13 protein-coding genes and 1 pseudogene are annotated in these 16,456 nt (G+C 71.0%); 4 read left to right on the top strand and 10 right to left on the bottom strand.

Features of this window, described 5'->3' with window-relative positions; translation table 11 throughout:
• Positions 1 to 23 precede the first annotated feature (23 nt).
• The 4 genes from C4T78_RS24460 to C4T78_RS24445 all read right to left on the bottom strand — a co-directional run bounded on the left by C4T78_RS24460 (position 24) and on the right by C4T78_RS24445 (position 4,873).
• Positions 24 to 701, bottom strand: a complete 678-nt coding sequence (locus C4T78_RS24460) for a thioesterase domain-containing protein (RefSeq protein ID WP_093354833.1) — start codon at positions 699 to 701, stop codon at positions 24 to 26.
• Positions 698 to 3,856 (bottom strand): non-ribosomal peptide synthetase, encoded by a 3,159-nt coding sequence (locus tag C4T78_RS24455; RefSeq protein ID WP_093354836.1) that lies wholly within the window; start codon positions 3,854 to 3,856, stop codon positions 698 to 700. Before C4T78_RS24455 ends, C4T78_RS24460 begins: the two co-directional genes overlap by 4 nt.
• Complete coding sequence (locus C4T78_RS24450) at positions 3,853 to 4,101, bottom strand: hypothetical protein (RefSeq protein ID WP_093354838.1); 249 nt, start codon at positions 4,099 to 4,101, stop codon at positions 3,853 to 3,855. Before C4T78_RS24450 ends, C4T78_RS24455 begins: the two co-directional genes overlap by 4 nt.
• Before the next feature lie 64 nt (positions 4,102 to 4,165).
• Positions 4,166 to 4,873, bottom strand: coding sequence for a thioesterase II family protein (locus C4T78_RS24445; protein WP_093354841.1), 708 nt, complete (start codon positions 4,871 to 4,873; stop codon positions 4,166 to 4,168).
• 240 nt (positions 4,874 to 5,113) lie between these two features.
• On the opposite strand from C4T78_RS24445, the gene C4T78_RS36515 reads away from it, so the two are divergent.
• From C4T78_RS36515 to C4T78_RS24435, 3 genes are all read left to right on the top strand, one after another.
• A complete protein-coding gene (locus C4T78_RS36515; protein WP_177247661.1) occupies positions 5,114 to 5,251 on the top strand; it encodes a hypothetical protein in 138 nt (45 codons plus the stop codon).
• A gap of 354 nt (positions 5,252 to 5,605) precedes the next feature.
• Positions 5,606 to 6,877, top strand: a complete 1,272-nt coding sequence (locus tag C4T78_RS24440) for an HNH endonuclease signature motif containing protein (protein ID WP_235863650.1) — start codon at positions 5,606 to 5,608, stop codon at positions 6,875 to 6,877.
• A 1,283-nt stretch (positions 6,878 to 8,160) separates the two neighbouring features.
• Positions 8,161 to 8,523, top strand: a complete 363-nt coding sequence (locus tag C4T78_RS24435; RefSeq protein ID WP_093354843.1) for a hypothetical protein — start codon at positions 8,161 to 8,163, stop codon at positions 8,521 to 8,523.
• A 51-nt stretch (positions 8,524 to 8,574) separates the two neighbouring features.
• Here C4T78_RS24435 and C4T78_RS24430 read toward each other — a convergent pair whose 3' ends face one another.
• The 4 genes and pseudogenes from C4T78_RS24430 to abc-f form a co-directional block, all read right to left on the bottom strand.
• Complete coding sequence (locus tag C4T78_RS24430) at positions 8,575 to 8,856, bottom strand: HU family DNA-binding protein (protein WP_093156217.1); 282 nt, start codon at positions 8,854 to 8,856, stop codon at positions 8,575 to 8,577.
• Positions 8,857 to 9,032: 176 nt separating this feature from the next.
• Positions 9,033 to 9,275: pseudogene (locus C4T78_RS37115) on the bottom strand (ribosomal protein bL12); the annotation flags it as partial.
• Positions 9,276 to 10,161: 886 nt separating this feature from the next.
• Positions 10,162 to 10,761, bottom strand: coding sequence for a CatB-related O-acetyltransferase (locus C4T78_RS24420; protein WP_093355265.1), 600 nt, complete (start codon positions 10,759 to 10,761; stop codon positions 10,162 to 10,164).
• Between the two features lie 70 nt (positions 10,762 to 10,831).
• Positions 10,832 to 12,427 carry a ribosomal protection-like ABC-F family protein gene (gene abc-f, locus C4T78_RS24415; protein WP_177247662.1) on the bottom strand — a complete coding sequence of 532 codons (1,596 nt, stop codon included), beginning with the start codon at positions 12,425 to 12,427 and terminating at the stop codon, positions 10,832 to 10,834.
• A 153-nt stretch (positions 12,428 to 12,580) separates the two neighbouring features.
• Between abc-f and C4T78_RS24410 the strand changes: the two genes are divergently transcribed.
• Positions 12,581 to 13,198, top strand: a complete 618-nt coding sequence (locus C4T78_RS24410; RefSeq protein ID WP_093354849.1) for a TetR/AcrR family transcriptional regulator — start codon at positions 12,581 to 12,583, stop codon at positions 13,196 to 13,198.
• Here C4T78_RS24410 and C4T78_RS24405 read toward each other — a convergent pair.
• On the bottom strand, positions 13,175 to 14,764 hold the full coding sequence (locus C4T78_RS24405; RefSeq protein ID WP_093354851.1) for an outer membrane protein assembly factor BamB family protein: 1,590 nt from the start codon (positions 14,762 to 14,764) through the stop codon (positions 13,175 to 13,177). The genes C4T78_RS24410 and C4T78_RS24405 overlap by 24 nt on opposite strands.
• Positions 14,765 to 14,948: 184 nt before the next feature.
• Complete coding sequence (locus tag C4T78_RS24400; RefSeq protein WP_093354854.1) at positions 14,949 to 16,442, bottom strand: MFS transporter; 1,494 nt, start codon at positions 16,440 to 16,442, stop codon at positions 14,949 to 14,951.
• Between the last annotated feature and the right edge of the window lie 14 nt (positions 16,443 to 16,456).

Below are 16,456 nucleotides of genomic sequence, written 5' to 3'. Positions count from 1 at the left end.
ACCCCCCGTTGGCACACGGGGTGTCATGCTCGCTCCAGGGCGTTCAGGAACTCGTCAAGATGGCCGAGCACCTCGGCCAGGTGCGGGCGCGCGAGCACCTCGAAGTGCCCGCAGTCGACCTCCGCGATGCGCAGGTGACCGGCCAGGCCCCGCCACGCCGCCGCGTGGGCCGGGTTCTCCCGGCGGCACGCCACGAGCAGGGCAGGCCCCGGATAGCACTGCCGCGCCTGGTACTCGGATGCGGCGGTGATGTGCGCATCGGTGGTCGCGCGGAGTGCTTCGTCGTCCGCGCCACCGGCGATCAGGTCCCGCAGGTGGTCGCGCTGGTCCTCCGGCACCGGCTCGGCGACGGCCGGGCTGTCGACCATCACCACGGCCGGGTGTCGTCCGCGTTCGGCGTAGCGCAGCGCCAGCTCCCAGGCCAGCGAGCCGCCGAGCGACCAGCCGAACAGCACGCTCGGCGCGTCCAGCGGCTCCAGCGCCGCCCAGTAGCGCTCCACCATCGCCGCCACCTCGGTGTCCGGTTCTTCCCCGGCCATCAGGCCGCTGGCCCGCACGCCCTGCACCGGCCCGCGCCGAGCCAGGTGCGCGGCCGCACCCAGGCAGGGCCCGACACCACCGCCCGCGGGCGGCAGCACGACCGACAGCGGCCCGGAGCCCCGCTTGATCGGCACGAGCAGCGACGCCAACGCGCTGGTCATCGCTGCACCCCTTCCGCGCGCAGAGCCGCGGCCATGGCCGCGACGGACGGATCGGCGAAGAAGTCGAGGATCGTCAACGACACCCCGAACTCCTCCTCGATCCGGGCCAGCGCGATCAGCGCGTTGAGCGAATGAGCGCCGAGCTCCAGCAGCGACCCGTCGACCGGCGGCAGCGCGTCACCGAGCAGCCCGGCCCACATCCACTGCAACCAGGCCTCGACCGGATCGGCCGACAGCGACGCGGCCGGTGCGGCAGCGCGATCGTCCTCGGCCAGCAGATCCGCCGCGGCGGCCACCAGCGCGTTCCGGTCGACCTTCCCGTTGGCGGTGGTCGGGATCCGCTCCACCGCGACCACCACCGCGGGCACCATGTAGCCCGGCAGCCGCGCCGCGAGCTCCCGCCGCACCTCGGCGGGATCAGGAGCCGAATCCGGCTGGGTGGTCAGGAAGAGCAGCAGCCGGCGCGCCGCTGCGTCACCGTCCACCGCCGCCACCGCCAGGCGCACGCCCGGCAGCTCCTGCGCGGCGGCCTCGATCTCGCCGAGCTCGACCCGGAAGCCCCGGATCTTGACCTGGTCGTCGTTGCGGCCGAGGAACACCAGCTGGCCGTCCGCCGCCCACATCACCTGGTCACCGGTGCGGTACCGGCGGCCCGCCGGCCTGCGCGGATCGGGCAGGAAGCGCTCGTCGGTGCGCTGCGGATCGTTGACGTAGCCGTGCGCCGGGCAGCGACCGCCCAGCAGCAGCTCGCCAAGCACGCCGCGCGGCGCCAGGTGCCCGGTCCGGTCGACGACCTGCGCGGTCACGCCGGTGATCGGGCGGCCGATCGGGACGTGCGAGTCCCAGTGGTCGGCGGCGGTCGGCGAGAAGGTCGTCACCGCGTGCGTCTCGGTCGGGCCGTAGAGGTTGACCAGCTCGACACCCGGTCGCTGCGCGAAGAACCGCCTGATCTGGGCGGTCATGACCAGCTGCTCACCGGAGACGCACAGCCACCGCAGCGACGGCAGCCGCTCCCCCGCCGCCTCCACCGCCTGCACGAACGGTGCCAGCGCGGCGACCGGCAGGTACACGTGGGTGACGGCCTTGTCGCGCACGTGCCGCACCAGGGCCGGGAAATCGCGGCGGTCGACGTCGTCGCGGGCCACGACGGTGCCGCCCGCGACGAGCGTCGGCACGATCTCCTGGAAGGACACGTCGAACCCGCCCGGCGCGTACTGCAGGAACCGGGTCGTCGAGTCCATGGCGAGCGCGTCGACCTGCCAGGCGGTGAGGTTGACCAGCGGCGCGTGGTGCATCAGCACGCCCTTGGGCTTGCCGGTGGATCCGGAGGTGAACATGACGTACACCGCGTCGGCATCGGTACCGGGCTGCTCCGGCAGGTCCGCCGGGTCGGCGTCTCCCGGCGCCACCACGCGCACTCCCGGAACCGGGGCGTCGGCCACCGCCACCCGGCATTCGGCCTTGTCGAGCATGTAGGCCAGCCGCTCGTCCGGCAGCGAGGAATCCAGCGGCAGGTAGGCCGCGCGCAACCGCAGCACGGCGAGGATCGCGACGATCGTGTCCAGCAGCGAACCGGTTGCGAGCCCCACGACGTCGCCCGCGCGCACACCGCACTGCTGCAACCGCACGGCCAGCGCCCCGGCGGAGGCGTCCAGTTCCGCGTAGCTGACCTGCCGGTCGCGCTCGTCGACCGCGATCGCGTCAGGCCTGGCCGCGCACGCCTTGCGCAGCCAGCCGTCCAGATCCGGTGCCGCCGGCTGCACGCCCAAACCGTCCGCGCGCTCGGTCTCCACTGCGGACGCGTCGGTGAACAGATCGGACAACCGCACGTCGGTGTCGGCTGCGACGGCGCGCAGAGCGCTGCGCAGCGAACCCGCGATGCCGTCGACGATCTCCGGCGGCAGCAACGTCCGGTCGTGCTCCAGCTCCAGCAACCAGCCGTCACCGGTCGGCGTGACGCCCAGCCACAGATCGAACTTCGCGGTCCCGGTGCCGTGCTCGCGCAGTTCCCGGACCGGCGAATCCCCGGCGACCTCGGTGGAGTCCTGCATCGCGAGCATGCAGGAGAACAGCGGGTTGCGGTTGCCACCGCGACCGGGATCGACGCGCCGGACGACGCGCGTGAACGGCACCGCGGCGTTGGACTTGACCTCCTGCACTCGCGGGACCACGTGATCGCGGAGGTAGGCCTCGAAGCTCACCTGCCACGGCACGTCCACGACCAGCGGCAGCGTGTTGACGAAGAACCCGCACAGGTCGAAGGAGCCGACCGTGCGCCGCGCCATCAGCGGTGCGCCGAACACGACCGAGTCCTGCCCGCTGTGGCGCGCGAGCACCGCGGCGTAGATCGCCGAGAAGAACGTGAACGCGCTGATGCCCAGCGCGCCGCAGGCCTGGTCGATCAGCCGGTTCTCCTCGGCGGTGAACCGCAGCTCGACCCGGTCACCGCTGAAGTCGGTGCTCGTCGGCCGGTTCGGCCTCGGGTGCAGAACCGTCGGCGAGATCTGCCGCAGCAGCTCGGCCATGGCCTCGACCGCGGCCTCGGCCTCAGCCGTGTCCGCGGCGGCGACCTGCGCCTGGAGTTCCTTGCGCATTGCGCGTTCCCGCTTCTTCTGCAACGCGCCGACGTCGAGCGTGCCGGTGAGCGCCTTGGAGAGATCATCGACGAACGGGCGCAGGGAGAATCCGTCGAAGACGGTGTGGTGCACGGCCAGCAGCAGCACGGCGCGGCTGCCGTCGGCGGCGCGCAGGTGCGCTGCGCGCAGCAACGGCGGGTCGGCCAGGTCGAAGGCCGTGCTCGCCAGCTCGGCCAGCAGCGACTGCTTCTCCGCGTCGAACTCCGCAGCGGAAGCCTGGGCGAGACCCACCGGCACCCGGCTCGCCGGAACCGGTTCCGCCACATGGGCGTGCGGGCGCGGGCTCTCGCGAAGCGCGCTGCGCAGCGCTGGTTGCACCGCGAGCACATCCGCGAGCGCGGAGCGGACCCGCACGCCGTCGAAGACCGGATCCAGGCCGATCTCGGCGACCACGTTGTAGAGGTGGGCAGCGGGCACTGAGCGGTGCACGACCAGCAGGCCCAACTGCGACTCGGTCAGCGGCGCGGCGGCTGGATCCTGCTCGTCCCGGCCCTCCACCGGGACCACCGTGGCGGTCATCGGACCACTCCGGCCTGCTCGGACAGCAGATCGCGCAGCCACTGGCGGAACTGGCCGACGGTGCGGATGCCACCGAGCCGGGCGGCGTCGATCTCGGCGTCGTCGTCGGGCAGCAACCCGACGACGATGCGCACCGCGGTCAGCGAATCGATGCCGACCTCGACCAGGGTGGAATCATCTCGCCACTGCGAGCGCACGAACTCGGCCAGCCGTGCGTCGATCTCCCTCGGAATCGCTTCCGTCATGACCTCTTCTCCCCGTAGCGCGACTCTGGACGCCTGCGTTTCGACTTGCGACTGCTCCGGCGGACTACTGCGCGGGATCCAGCACCCGCTGCAGCGCGACCGGCGCCGACAGGAACCTGAACTGATCACCCGGCAGCACGTGCGCGGCGACGCCGCCGAACTCGTGCCACCCGCACACCGACGACACCGCGTCGTCGGCCCACCCGACCGCGGTCACCCGGGCCCGGTCGGACGCCGCAACCGGCCGGTAGGCGGCGGCCGCGGCCAGGTCGTCGCGGAACACCCCGACCCGGGCCTCCACCAGCGACGGCAGCGGATTCCCGCCCACCTCCAGCAGCACCCGGAAGAGGACCTCGGCCAGCAGCGCATCCGATGCGCGGTCGAACCGATCCGGCCCGCACCCCGGCGCGGGTTGCGCGGAGACGAACACCTGCACCGGTTCACGCCCGGCCATCCGGACCGCGGTCTCGTAGCCCAGCAGAGCCACGGCACCGTGCCCGAAGAAGCCCAGCGAGCGCCCGCAGTACTGGCCGAGCGCGCCGGCGAGCTCCGCCGCGAGCTGCTGGAAGCACGCCGGACGCGAGCGCCTGGCGAACACGTCCCTGCCCGGCAGCTGCACCGGGCAGACCTCCCAGCGGCCGACGGTGCGCGGCCACCTGCGGTAGGTCTCGGCACCGCACCCCGGGTGCGGCAGCGCGAACAGCAGGGCCCGGCTGCCGGGATCGGGATCGCGCAACAACCAGCGAGACCATCCGGAGGCGTTCCGCAGCATTGACCCGCTCCTCTCCGGAAGGCGGCCGACCCCGATGTCCGACCCCGTGCGAAACAGACTCTCCACAACCGCCCCATCAGCGGCCTATCACCGCGCCATCACCCCGCGCGGCGGTGGCGATGGGGAGATGACAGCCGCGCGACGGCGGCCTGATAAGTCCGCTCCCTAACGTCATCGGCAGTTCCGGTTCACGACGAAGCCGGCACCCGAAGAGCCACGTCACACAGCACGGGAGCAGCAATGTCCTTCTTCAAGAAGCTCGCGATCGCCCTCACCGTCCTGGCCGCCGCAGTCCCGGTCACCACCGCGCTCGCCACCACCTCCGAGGCTCCGGCGTCGATCGCGGCCGCCCCCGGCGACGACACCCCCTGGGGCTGACCGGCCAGCGGTGCCGGTGGGGTGGAGCGGCCGACTCCCCCACCGGCACCGCCCCGGCGTTCGTGGCCGTTGCGCCCGCGGCCTCCCGGTCTGGTGATCGACGGAGGCCGCTCTGCCGCAGCAGCCGGTTGCCGATGACCGATCAGCGTTGGAGGAGCTGGTTCCCTTCGGGGCGAGGCCAGCGATCCCTTTCGGTCGGCGAGGTGGTTTACACCTGTTCGTGTGGTGAAACAGGCGTTCGACGCTGGCACCGTGGATTTCATGGATGTCTTGGCGATGTTGTCGGGGTCGGGTGTGGACGGTGGAAGTCCACAGTCGACTGTTGCGACGTGCTCGGATGCTGAGCTGGTGGCCGTGATCGCCGATACCGAGGCCGTGATGCGGGCCGCGATGGCACTGCAGCTGCGGGCCATCGCCGAAGCCGAGCAGCGGGGCATTCCCGCAGCGCAGGGTGCGCGCAAGACCCAGACGTGGGTGCGGGAGAAGCTCAACATCGCCGCCGGGGAGGCCAAGTCCCGGGTGCTGGTGGCGCGGATGGCCACCGAGAGCACCACCGCCGACGGCGATCCGGTTCCCGCTGAACTACCCGCCGTCGCCGACGCGATCACCACCGGCGCGATCACCGTCGCGCACGCCCGGACCATCATCAACGGCGTGCGCCGCATGGCACCGGTGTGCACCCCGGACGAGCTGGGGCAGGCCGAAGCCGTGCTCGCCGACTACGCCCGCGACCACAGCCCGCACGACCTGGCGACGCTGGCCGAACGGGTCCGCTACTACTTCGACGAGGACAACGCCTTCCGCACCGAGGAAGTCCAGCACGCGCTGCGGGAACTGCACTACGGCACCGATGCCGACGGGATGACCGTGATCAACGCGCGCCTCTCCCGCGAGGCCGGCGCGAAGTTCCGCGCCGCGCTCCAGCCGCTGGCCGCGCCCCTGCCCGCCGAAGACGGCCAGCCGGACTTCCGCAGTCCCGGCCAGCGCAACGCCGATGCCCTCGACGTCCTGCTGGACATCGCGCTGGCCTCCGACCAGCTCCCCCGGTCCGGCGGCCAGCGACCGCACATCACCATCACGATCGACTACGACGACCTCACCCGCACGCTCCAAGACACCGGGAAGCGCGTTCTGCCGGGCACGCTCACCTCCACCGGCCAGCCCATCACCGCCGCCACCGTCCGACGGCTGGCCTGCGATGCCGAAATCCTCCCCGTCGTCCTCGGCAGCGACGGGCTGCCCCTCAACGTCGGCCGCGCCGAGCGGACCGCACCGCCCCACCTGCGTGCCGCACTGCTCCTGCGCGACGGCACGTGCGCGTTCCCCGCGTGCGACCGCCCGCCGGGAACGCCGGAGGCGCATCACGTCGAGAGCTGGATCGATGGCGGTGCCACCGACCTGAACAACCTCGTCATGCTCTGCGGTCACCACCACCGGGCCATCCACGCCCAGCACTGGACGATCACCATCGAGGACGACCGTCCCGTCTTCGCGGCACCCACCACAGTGGACTCCATGCGGAGCCCGAGACCCGGCGGCCGGCCCACCGGCACCGAACACAACGCGCTCCTCCAGCAGCTGATCCCACAACCACGCCAGCCGGAGGAACCGCAAACACTCGTCTGAGCCGCCCGCACCGGGCGGCCACCCCCGCACGCCCATCGATCCGGCGATCCGGGCGGTCGTCCCGAACCCCGGCTGGCCCTGGCCTGCTCGGGTGAGAAGTGAGGATTCGGCCGCCCGCGTCGATCGGGCTCGCGGCGTGCTGGTCGCTCGTGGCGCTCCTGCGGCGGATCCAGTGGAGCTCGTCTTCGCTCCCGCTACGCCCGGAACGAGGCGCTTCCGGCCTGGCCTGATCGGCCTGTGCTCCAGATGTCGGGCACAGTCCACGTCAGCCCATCACCAGCTCTCCCTGCCGGGCCGCGGGGCCTATCCCGAGGACAGCGGCACGCCGTACTGGCACGACAACGGTCTGGTGACCGTCGCTGTCGGTGTTCTCGCGATCAACAACCGGGCCGATCGACCTCGTGGTGGAGCGGTTCCACAGTGCCACCAGTCGTTCCGGCCGAGCTGGAGGACAACGTCGGACTCGGCCTGCCGACCCGGCACGCGGAACTGCGCGTGACCGGTGATGCTCGATCCCGCACCCGATCTCCGGGCTTCGTTCCCCTCGGCAGCGTGGTGTGCCGCGTCCGCGTGCACACGACCGGACGTGACACCGACATCGACGGCGTCCATGGAGCCGGTCGAGGCGCATCTCATCGAAATCTGTGCCTCCGCAACCGAAAGTCCGGCCGAAGTCGAGCGAATCAGCAGCGGCCATGGCGCCGCACTTCGCCGTCCCCACTCCGGCCGAGGTGTGACACTCGCGCAGCTACCCGAGGTGACAGGGCTGTCCGGAGAGGTTCAGCGCGGTATCTGGGCCCCGTAACCGATCTGCTCACCGTGGACGGTGATTCCACGGTGCGGGACTTCTGGCCGCCGCCCGGCGATTCGACCGGTTCGAGGCGACCTCTGCACCCTGCCGGTGAGGCGCTGGAGCAGGAGGGACTCTGCACCTCGGCCCTAGCGCTCCTTGACGTGGTGCTGCTGGATCTGGACGTCTTCGAGGTGATCCAGCGGCTCCGGCCGTTGAGCGGAACGAGCGCTCCGGTGCCGTTGCCGGTTCTCAACGCCCACCGTGATCCCGTCGACCAACGGGCTCCGTCTAAGTGGCGATGCCCACATCACCAAGCCGTTCAAACCCGGAGGAAGTCGAAGCGCGAGCCCACGCCGTCCTCCGGCACACTGACGGCTCCACCTGCGGTGCGCGCCCGGACGGCGTTGCCGACGAGATCGGTGACTGCCGCAGCGGGGCGAGCCCGTCCGCCCCGAGATCAACAGCTTCCGGATCAGGCAAGATGGGCCGCATGCACGCACATGCCGCAGCAGGGCTCCGGGAGGTCCGGGATCTGCTGGCGACCTTCACGACGCCGTCCTGCATCGAGCGCGCCGGCGAGCTTGAGGGGGCCGCTGACAAGGTCACCTCCTGCGCCGCCGAGCTGCTCGACGTCGACTCGGAGCGGCTGCAGCACCATCTCGCTTCCGCTGTGCGGTCCATTCAGTCGGCGGAGCAGACAGCGGCGTCCTACGAGCGGAACCCGTTGTCCCGGCCGATCGCCCAGGCGCGGTTCGCCATGCAGACCGGGGTGGCGATGGGTGCGCTCCAGGTCGCGCTGGAGGAGCTGGACCCGGCGGAAGAGGCGGCTCGGGACAGGCTCCGCGACCGGTGACGGCCGCGCGGTGGAGCCTGCGGCTTCCGGAGGCTCCACCGCGACCACGTGCTAGTTGTTCACCGTCTCGTCGAGGTTCTTGCTCGGGACGAACTTGACCACGCGCTTCGCCGGGATCTTGATCTCCGCACCGGTGGCGGGGTTCCGGCCGGTCCGCGCGGGGCGGTCCACCGCCTTGAGCTTCCCGATGCCGGGCAGGGTGATCTCCTCGCCGCTGCTCAGCTGCTCCGCGGCGATGCCGGCGAGGGCTTCGAGTGCCGCTCGGGACGTCGTCTTGGAGACCTCCACGACTTCGGCGAGTTCGGTGACCAATTGGTCCTTGGTCAGGGCCATGTCCTGTTCCCTTCGATGCATCCGCAGACCGGTGTTCACCGATCGCGACACACCACTACCCCCCGTGAGATCACCGGACCAGCACTGACCCGCCCACCTCGCCCGGATTTCACCGATACGGGTGATCAACGACAGATCGTGTCCGGCCGGGCTAGTGGCTTCGGGCCGTTCGCACATCAGCCGCCGGTCGTGCACGTGGCGCTCGAACGCTTGAGGCTGATCTCGGCGCCTGCGGCTTCCAGCTTCTTCTTCGCGGCTTCGGCGGCCCACGTGGCGACTTCCGTCAGAACCGGTTTCGGGGCGCTCTCCACCAATTTCTTGGCGTCCGCGACACCGAGCCCGGAGACGACCTGGCGGACGGCCTTGATGACCTGGAGCCGGTCGTCCCCGGCCGATTCCAGGACGACGTCGAGCTCATCGGTCGATGAGATCCCGTCGGCCGCGGAGAGGACGAACGTCGTGCTCTCATTGCTCGGCACCCGCACCGCGAGTCCGGTGCCGGCCAGGATCTCGGCGATCAGATCTCGCTCTCCCGCCCAGTGCACGTAGAGCTCGTCGACCAGGTCGCCGCGGGGGTCGAAGCAGTCCCGGTGGTTCTGGGTGTTCCAGAAGACCGCCCTGGGTGACTGCTCGCCTTCGGTTCTGGCGAGGATGCGCTGCCAGCAGCCCGAGTTGGTCGGCCAGAGAGCGGGTTCGGCGAGGTAGCCATGTTCGGTGAGTCGGTCGAATGCTTCCGCGATCCTGCGGAGGTCCGAGGAGATGTCGGTGGCCAGGCAGGTCACCGTGCCTTCCGCCGGTTCGTCGGTGCCGTGAGCCGCGGCCATGAGTTTCCGCATCGCGTCTTCGTAGGCATTGGCGAGCCCTTCCGAGTCCATGCCCACCAGGGCGTCGTGCTCCTCGGGTCCCTGGCCGGGGACGGAGAGCACGAGGCCTTCGCGGGCGAAGGCCGCTTGGAGCATGGACGTCTCGCATTCCCGCCAGCGGAGGGTGATGTCCTCGACGAGCGTGCCGTCCGGGCCGAAGTGGTCGGGCAGGTCGCTGGGAATGCTCAACATCCCCGCGGTTGCGGTGTCGGATTCGAAGCGCTCGTCATCGACGACCTGCCAACCTTCGGTGCTCAAGCGGTCGAGTGCTCGATCGAAATCGTCGCGGCGCGGTCGACGCGATAACGGAGCGCCTTGTGGCATGGCCGCGAAACTACTTGAGGTATTGACATTTCGTCGACCGAGTGATCTCGCCGAGCTCGTCCCGCAGAGCCGTGACTGTCGTCGTGGCGGGGAACTCGGGCGCTTGCGCCCGGAGTGATCAGGGGGCTGCGGCTTCGAGGTCGTCGATGCTGCCCGACATGATCGTGCGGACGTGCTCGGTGATGTGCTCCAGCGACCAGTCCCACCAGGCCACCACCAGCAGGCGGGCGATGTCCGGTTCCGCGTAGCGGGTTCGGACGAGCCGGGCCGGGTTGCCGCCGACGATGCCGTAGTCGGGCACGTCGGCGGTGACGACCGATCCGGTGCCGATGATCGCGCCGTGGCCGATGCGCACGCCGGGCAGCACCGTGACGTCGCGGCCGATCCAGACATCGTTGCCGATCACCGTGTCGCCCCGGTTCGGCAGGTCGGTGAGCAGGTCGAAGTGCTCCGTCCACGAGCCGCCCATGGTGGGGAACGGGAAGGTCGACGGCCCGTCCACGCGGTGGTTGGCGCCGTTCATGATGAACCGCGCTCCGGTGGCCAGCGCGCAGAACTTGCCGATGATCAGCTTCTCCGGGCCGTAGTGGTAGAGGACGTTGCGGGTTTCGAACGCGGTCGGGTCGTCCGGGTCGTCGTAGTAGGTGAACTCCCCGACTTCGATGAGCGGTGATGTGACGAGTGGTTTGAGCAGCACCACGCGCGGCTGGTCGGGCATCGGGTGGAGCACTGTCGGGTCCGCGGGAATGCTTGGCACAGCGGGGTCTCCTTCGCTGGGGTGAGTGGTGTCAGGCGCACACCGAGGCCTGCAGGGCGAGGTGTTCGCCCTGCCAGCGGCGGCGCAGCAGGCGGTCGTGGCTGACGACCACGAGCGCGCCCCGGTAGTCGGCCAAGGCGGCTTCCAGTTCTTCGATCAGGTCGGGCGACAGGTGGTTGGTGGGCTCGTCGAGCAGCAGCACGTCCGAGGGCTCGGTGACCAGCCGTGCCAGCGCGAGCCGCTGCTGCTGTCCGGTGGAGAGGTTCTCGACGCGCGTCGAGAACTGGGCGCTGGTGAACAGGCCCAGCGAGAGCAGCTGCGCGGCGCCTCCCGGCCGCCCGCGGGAGAAGGCCGCGAGCAGCGTCTCGCCCGGCACGACGGGCCCGGGGTCCTGTGCGAGGTAGCCGATCCGGCCGCGGCGGACGACGGTGCCGCGGTCAGCCGCGAGGTCTCCGGCCAGCACCCGCAGGAGGGTGCTCTTGCCCGCTCCGTTCGGGCCGGTGATCAGCAGCCGTTGCCCTGCTTCGACCGCAACGCTCGTCCGGTCGAGCCGTCCGGCCACCGCGATGTCGGTGGCGTCGAGGACGGTTCCTCCGACTCCACCGGATCGCGGGGTCGTGGTGAACCGCAGTGGTTCCGGTGGCGCTGGCACGGGTTCCGCGAGCAGTCGGCGCAGCCGTTCTTCGGCGTTGCGGACTCGGCTGGCCAGCGATCGCTGCACCCGTCCGCCTGCCCGGTCGTAGGCCATCTTGTTGTTGTCCTGCATCGCCCGGCCCGGCGCGACGTCGCGCGCGGTGGTCGCGGCGACCTCGCGGAGCCGCGCGGTCTCGGCCTGCCACTGCGCGTGGGCCTGCACCCAGCGCTCGCGCGCCGCTGCCTTCTCCGCGCGGAATCCCGCGTAGCCGTTGCCGTAGCGGACGACGCAGTGCCGGTCCGCGTCGACCTCCAGCAGGCTCGTCGCGATCCGTTCCAGGAAGACCCGGTCGTGGGAGACCGCGACCGTGGTGCCGCGCCGGGTGCGCAGGTGTTCTTCCAGCCAGTGCACGGCGTTGTCGTCGAGGTGGTTGGTCGGTTCGTCCAGCAGGAGCACTTCCGGCCCGGCGGCCAGCAGGGCGGCCAGTCGGAGCCGGACCTGTTCGCCACCGGAGAGCCCGCCGACGGTGCGGTCGCGGTCGACCAGTCCGAGTCCGAGACCGTGCAGGGCTCGTTCCACGCGGGCGTCGGCGTCGTAGCCGCCGCGCAGTTCGAATGCGGTCGTGAGCTCGCCGTACTCGGCCAGGCCGGTTTCGTCGCCGTCGGCCATGGCGGTTTCCAGTGCGCGCATCCGACGTTCGATGGCGCGCAGGTCGCCCAGCGCGCGGTCGATGACGTGCTGGACCGTCAGCTGCGGCGGTAGCCGTTCGTCTTGCGCGAGGTATCCGACGCCGCCGTCGGCGTGCACGACGACTTCGCCGCGGTCGGGCTGCTCGGTTCCGGCGAACAGGCGCAGGAGGGTGGACTTCCCGGACCCGTTCTCACCGATGATCCCGGTGCGCTCACCCGCGGCGAGCGAGCAGCTCACCGCGTCGAGGACGGGCCTGCCGTGGAAGGACTTGCTGACCGCGAGCGCGGTGATCTGGGTTGGCATGCATGGACTCCGAAGCATTCGAGGGGGACGCGGCCAGCGGGAACCGCGGGGTGGGACGAACGCTTCGGTTGAGCATCGGCAACCTCACTAGTGCGACAACAGTTGCGTTAGGATAAGCGCATCCCGTCCCGCCGAGCAACTGGACCGCCGACGATGAGTTCCACGCCACAGCCCCGGCCCGGTGGCCGCACCGCCCGCAACCGCGCCCAGGTGCTCGCCGCCGTCAGCGCTGAGCTGGCCGAGAACGGCTACGACGCCCTCACCGTGGATGCCGTCGCGGCGCGCTCCGGCGTGCACCGCACCACGGTGTACCGCCGCTGGCGCGACGTCGGCGGCCTGCTCACCGATCTCCTCGACTCGACGAGCGACGACGACTGGCAGCCCGCCGACACCGGCTCGCTGCGCGGCGATCTCACCGCGCTGAACCAGGAGATCCAGACGTCGCTGACCGAGCACCCCTCGATCGCCACGGCGCTGATCGCGGCGTCCTTCCGATCCGAGGAGGCCGCCCGCGCGCTGCGGCGGCTGTGGGAAGACCGCTACGAGCGCTGCGGGATCGTCGTCGACAGGGCGGTTCAGCGCGGCGAGCTGGAAGCCGGGACCGACGCGCGCGCCCTGCTCATCGCAGCGACCGCACCGCTCTACCACCAGCTGGTGCTGCTCGGCACCCCGCCCGACCCGGAACTGCCCGCGCAGGCGGCCGGAACTGCCGCGCTGGCAGCAGCAGCCGGCGCTTTCGCGCGCGGATCAGGGCAGGTCGAAGGCGAGTAGCACGTTGCCGTGCTCGCTCGGGTACATCGGCTCGTAGCCGGTCTGGACGTAGAGCGTCCCGTTGGCGACGACCGCGCCGCCGTTGCCGGCGATCGAGCCTCCGCGCCCGGTCAACCCGTTGGCGCCTGCGAAGTCCCGGACGGTGTCGTACTCCCACAGCACCTCGCCGGTTTCGGCGGAGTAGATCCGCATCTTGCCGTCGGTGCCGCCCTCGTAGACCAGGCCCGGCGTGGAGGTCACCGCGGGCGTGTGCGCGAGCACGCACTGGTCGGGATGCTCGGCCGCACCACCCCAGTCACAACCGTCGGCCGGGTTGGGCGTGGTCCACACGACCTCGCCGGTGGCGGGATCCATGGCGTTCAAGGTGCCCGGGTCGGCGAAGTAGCTCGCCGCGTACAGGCGTTCGCCGTCGTAGCTGGAACCCCACTGGAGCCCGGTCGCCCCGCCGAGCGGGGACGGCACCGACAGCTGCCTGCGCCAGCGCACTTCACCGGTCCGCGCGTCGAAAGCGTGGTAGACGCCGCTCTTCTGCCCGATGCCGACCAGCGTGCGGCCCTGCACCGGGAACAGGTTCGGGCTCGCCCCGAGGTCGAAGTCCAGTGCGGTGCCGTCCTGCAGACCCGGGCAGTAGCCCGCCGAATCGGGGACGTTGCACAGATCCCGCCAGCTGTCGACGTCGGTGACCTGCTGCTTCCAGCGCAGCGTGCCGTCGATGGCGTCCAGCGCCAGCAGGGTGTCGAAGTCGCCGCCGTTGCCGGAGTAGTTCTGCCCGGTGCCCACGAACAGCGTGCCGGTTTCGGCGTCGATGACCGGCGATCCCCACACTCCCGCACCGGAGGGCTCGTACCAGGTCGCTCCGCTGGGCCAGGTGCCGACCGCTTGCGGTTCGGGAACCGTGTAGTAGCGCCAGATCAGCTCGCCCGTCTTCGCGTCGAGGGAATCGACGTGCCCGCGGAAGGTGCAGCACGGGTAGTCGGGCCCGCCGCCGTGCTCGGCGCTGGAGGAGCCCAGGTAGATCCGGCCTTGGTGGTACAGCGGCGAGCTGGTGTGCCAGCCGCGCGGGTGGTCTTCGGTGTCCACCGCCCAGATCAGCTCGCCGGTGCGCTGGTCCAGCGCGTACGCGTATCCGCGGCTGTCGCCGAAGAAGACCTTGCCCTCGGCCACCGCTGGCCCGGTCGCCCCGTTGAACGCCACGCCGTCCATCGGAGCCGGGTCCACCGATGCCAGATCGAACTGCCACTTCAGCTGGCCGTTGCGGGCGTCGACGGCGTAGAAGCGCGCGTCCGGTCCGCCGAAGAACACGTCGTCGCCGACCACCGCGGGCTGGCTCTTCACCCATGCGCCGGTCTTCGGGTAGGCGAAGGCCCACTTGAGCTTCAGCCCATCGACGGTTTCGGGAGTGATCCGGTCCTCGGCGCCGTTGAACCGCGACCCGGCGGGATCGCCCTGCCAGCTGGGCCAGTCACCGGGCCGGGCGCCCTCGTCCTCGCTGGCCGAAGCGCTCACGGCGCCGCCGAGAAGCACGGCAGCGCTCAGCAGGACCAGCCATCCGCGTGCTCGGCGCATAGGATCCGCTCCCCGGTCCGGTTCGTCGGTGCCCAGCCTGGCAGCAACGCCGGTTCCAGTCGATCCGCCACCGAGACCAGGCTCGCGAGCACCAACAGGCCGCAACCGTTGCGAGCAAAGGACTCCTGGAGTCCTCAGTGGACGAACGAGGTGGCGGCCCCGAACGGGACCGCCACCTCGCCGATCAGCGGCGGGAGAGCACCCACCAGGCCTGGAAGGCCGCGAAGGCGAGCACCACCGCGCCGACCACGCTGGTCACGTGCACGCCGTGGGTGAAGGCGTGCGCAGCCGAGTCGCGCAGGGCCACCGCCTGTTCCAGCGGCAGCTCACCGGCCACCGCCAGCGCACCGCCGAGCGTGTCCTGCGCTGCGTCCACAATGGATTCCGGCAGGCCGGTCACGTCGACGTGGCTGCGGTAGGCCGCCGTCACCACGCTGCCGAGGACCGCCGTCCCCAGCGCCGCACCCAGCTCGTAGCCGGTCTCCGAGATCGCCGAGGCCGCGCCCGCGTTCTCCGGGGCCACCGTGTTCATGATGGTGTCGTTGGTGGCCGTCTCGGTGATCCCCGCGCTGACGCCGACGATCATGAACGCCACCACCACCAGCCAGGCGCTGCCCTCCGACGGCAGCAGCACCATCAGCAGGTAGCCCAGGCCCGTCGCGAACATCGCCGCACCCAGCAGCTCGGCCAGCCGCACCCGGCGGATCAGCCGAACGGCCACCAGCGAGCCGACCACCGACAGCCCGATGCCCGGCAGCAGCGCCAGGCCCGCGCGCAGCGGGGACATCCCGAGCACCAGCTGCAGGTACTGGGTCATGAAGAACAGCCCGCCGACCATCACGAACACCGCCAGCAGGTTGCTGGCCACCGCCACGCTGAACCGCGGCTTGGCGAACAGGCCCAGGTCCAGCATCGGGTCGTCGAGCCTGCGCTGCCTGCGCACGAACGCGCACCCGGCGATCAGCGCCACGGCCACCGCGGGCAGCGCCAGCGAGCCGCCGCCGGCGAACTCCTTGACGCCGAGGACCAGCGCCAGCATCGCCAGCAGCGAGAGCCCCGCGCTGGGCAGGTCGTAGCGGCCCGGGTTCGGGTTGCGCGATTCCGGGATCACCAGCGGCCCGACGATCAGCAGCAGCACCATGACGGGCAGGTTGATCAGGAACACCGATCCCCACCAGAAGTGCTCCAGCAGCAGGCCGCCGAGCAGCGGTCCGAACGCGGCACCACCGGCGAAGGTCGCCGTCCAGGCGGCGATCGCGGTGGTCCGGGCGCGCGGATCGGTGAAGATGTTGCGGATCAGCGACAGCGTCGAGGGCATCAGCGTCGCACCGGCCACGCCCAGCAGGGCACGGGCGGCGATGAGCAGTTCGGCGCTGGGCGCGAACGCCGCCAGCACCGAGGCCAGGCCGAAGCCGGTGGCGCCGATCAGCAGCAGGCGGCGACGGCCGATCCGGTCGCCGAGGGTGCCCATCGTGACGAGCAGTCCGGCGAGCATCAGCGAGTAGATGTCGACGATCCACAGCAGCTGGCCGCCGCTCGGGCGCAGCTCCTCGCTGATGTGCGGCACGGCGAAGCTCAGCACCGTGTTGTCGACGGAGATCAGCAGGACGGGCAGCAGCAGCGCGCCGAGCGCGGCCCACTGCCTGCGGGAAGTACTGGGCGATTTCAGGTTGGTCATCTCTACACGGCCTC

Origin of the sequence: Saccharopolyspora kobensis (assembly GCF_900108315.1) — a bacterium.
Classification (GTDB): domain Bacteria; phylum Actinomycetota; class Actinomycetes; order Mycobacteriales; family Pseudonocardiaceae; genus Saccharopolyspora; species Saccharopolyspora kobensis.
This window is presented reverse-complemented; position numbering and strand designations above follow the sequence as displayed.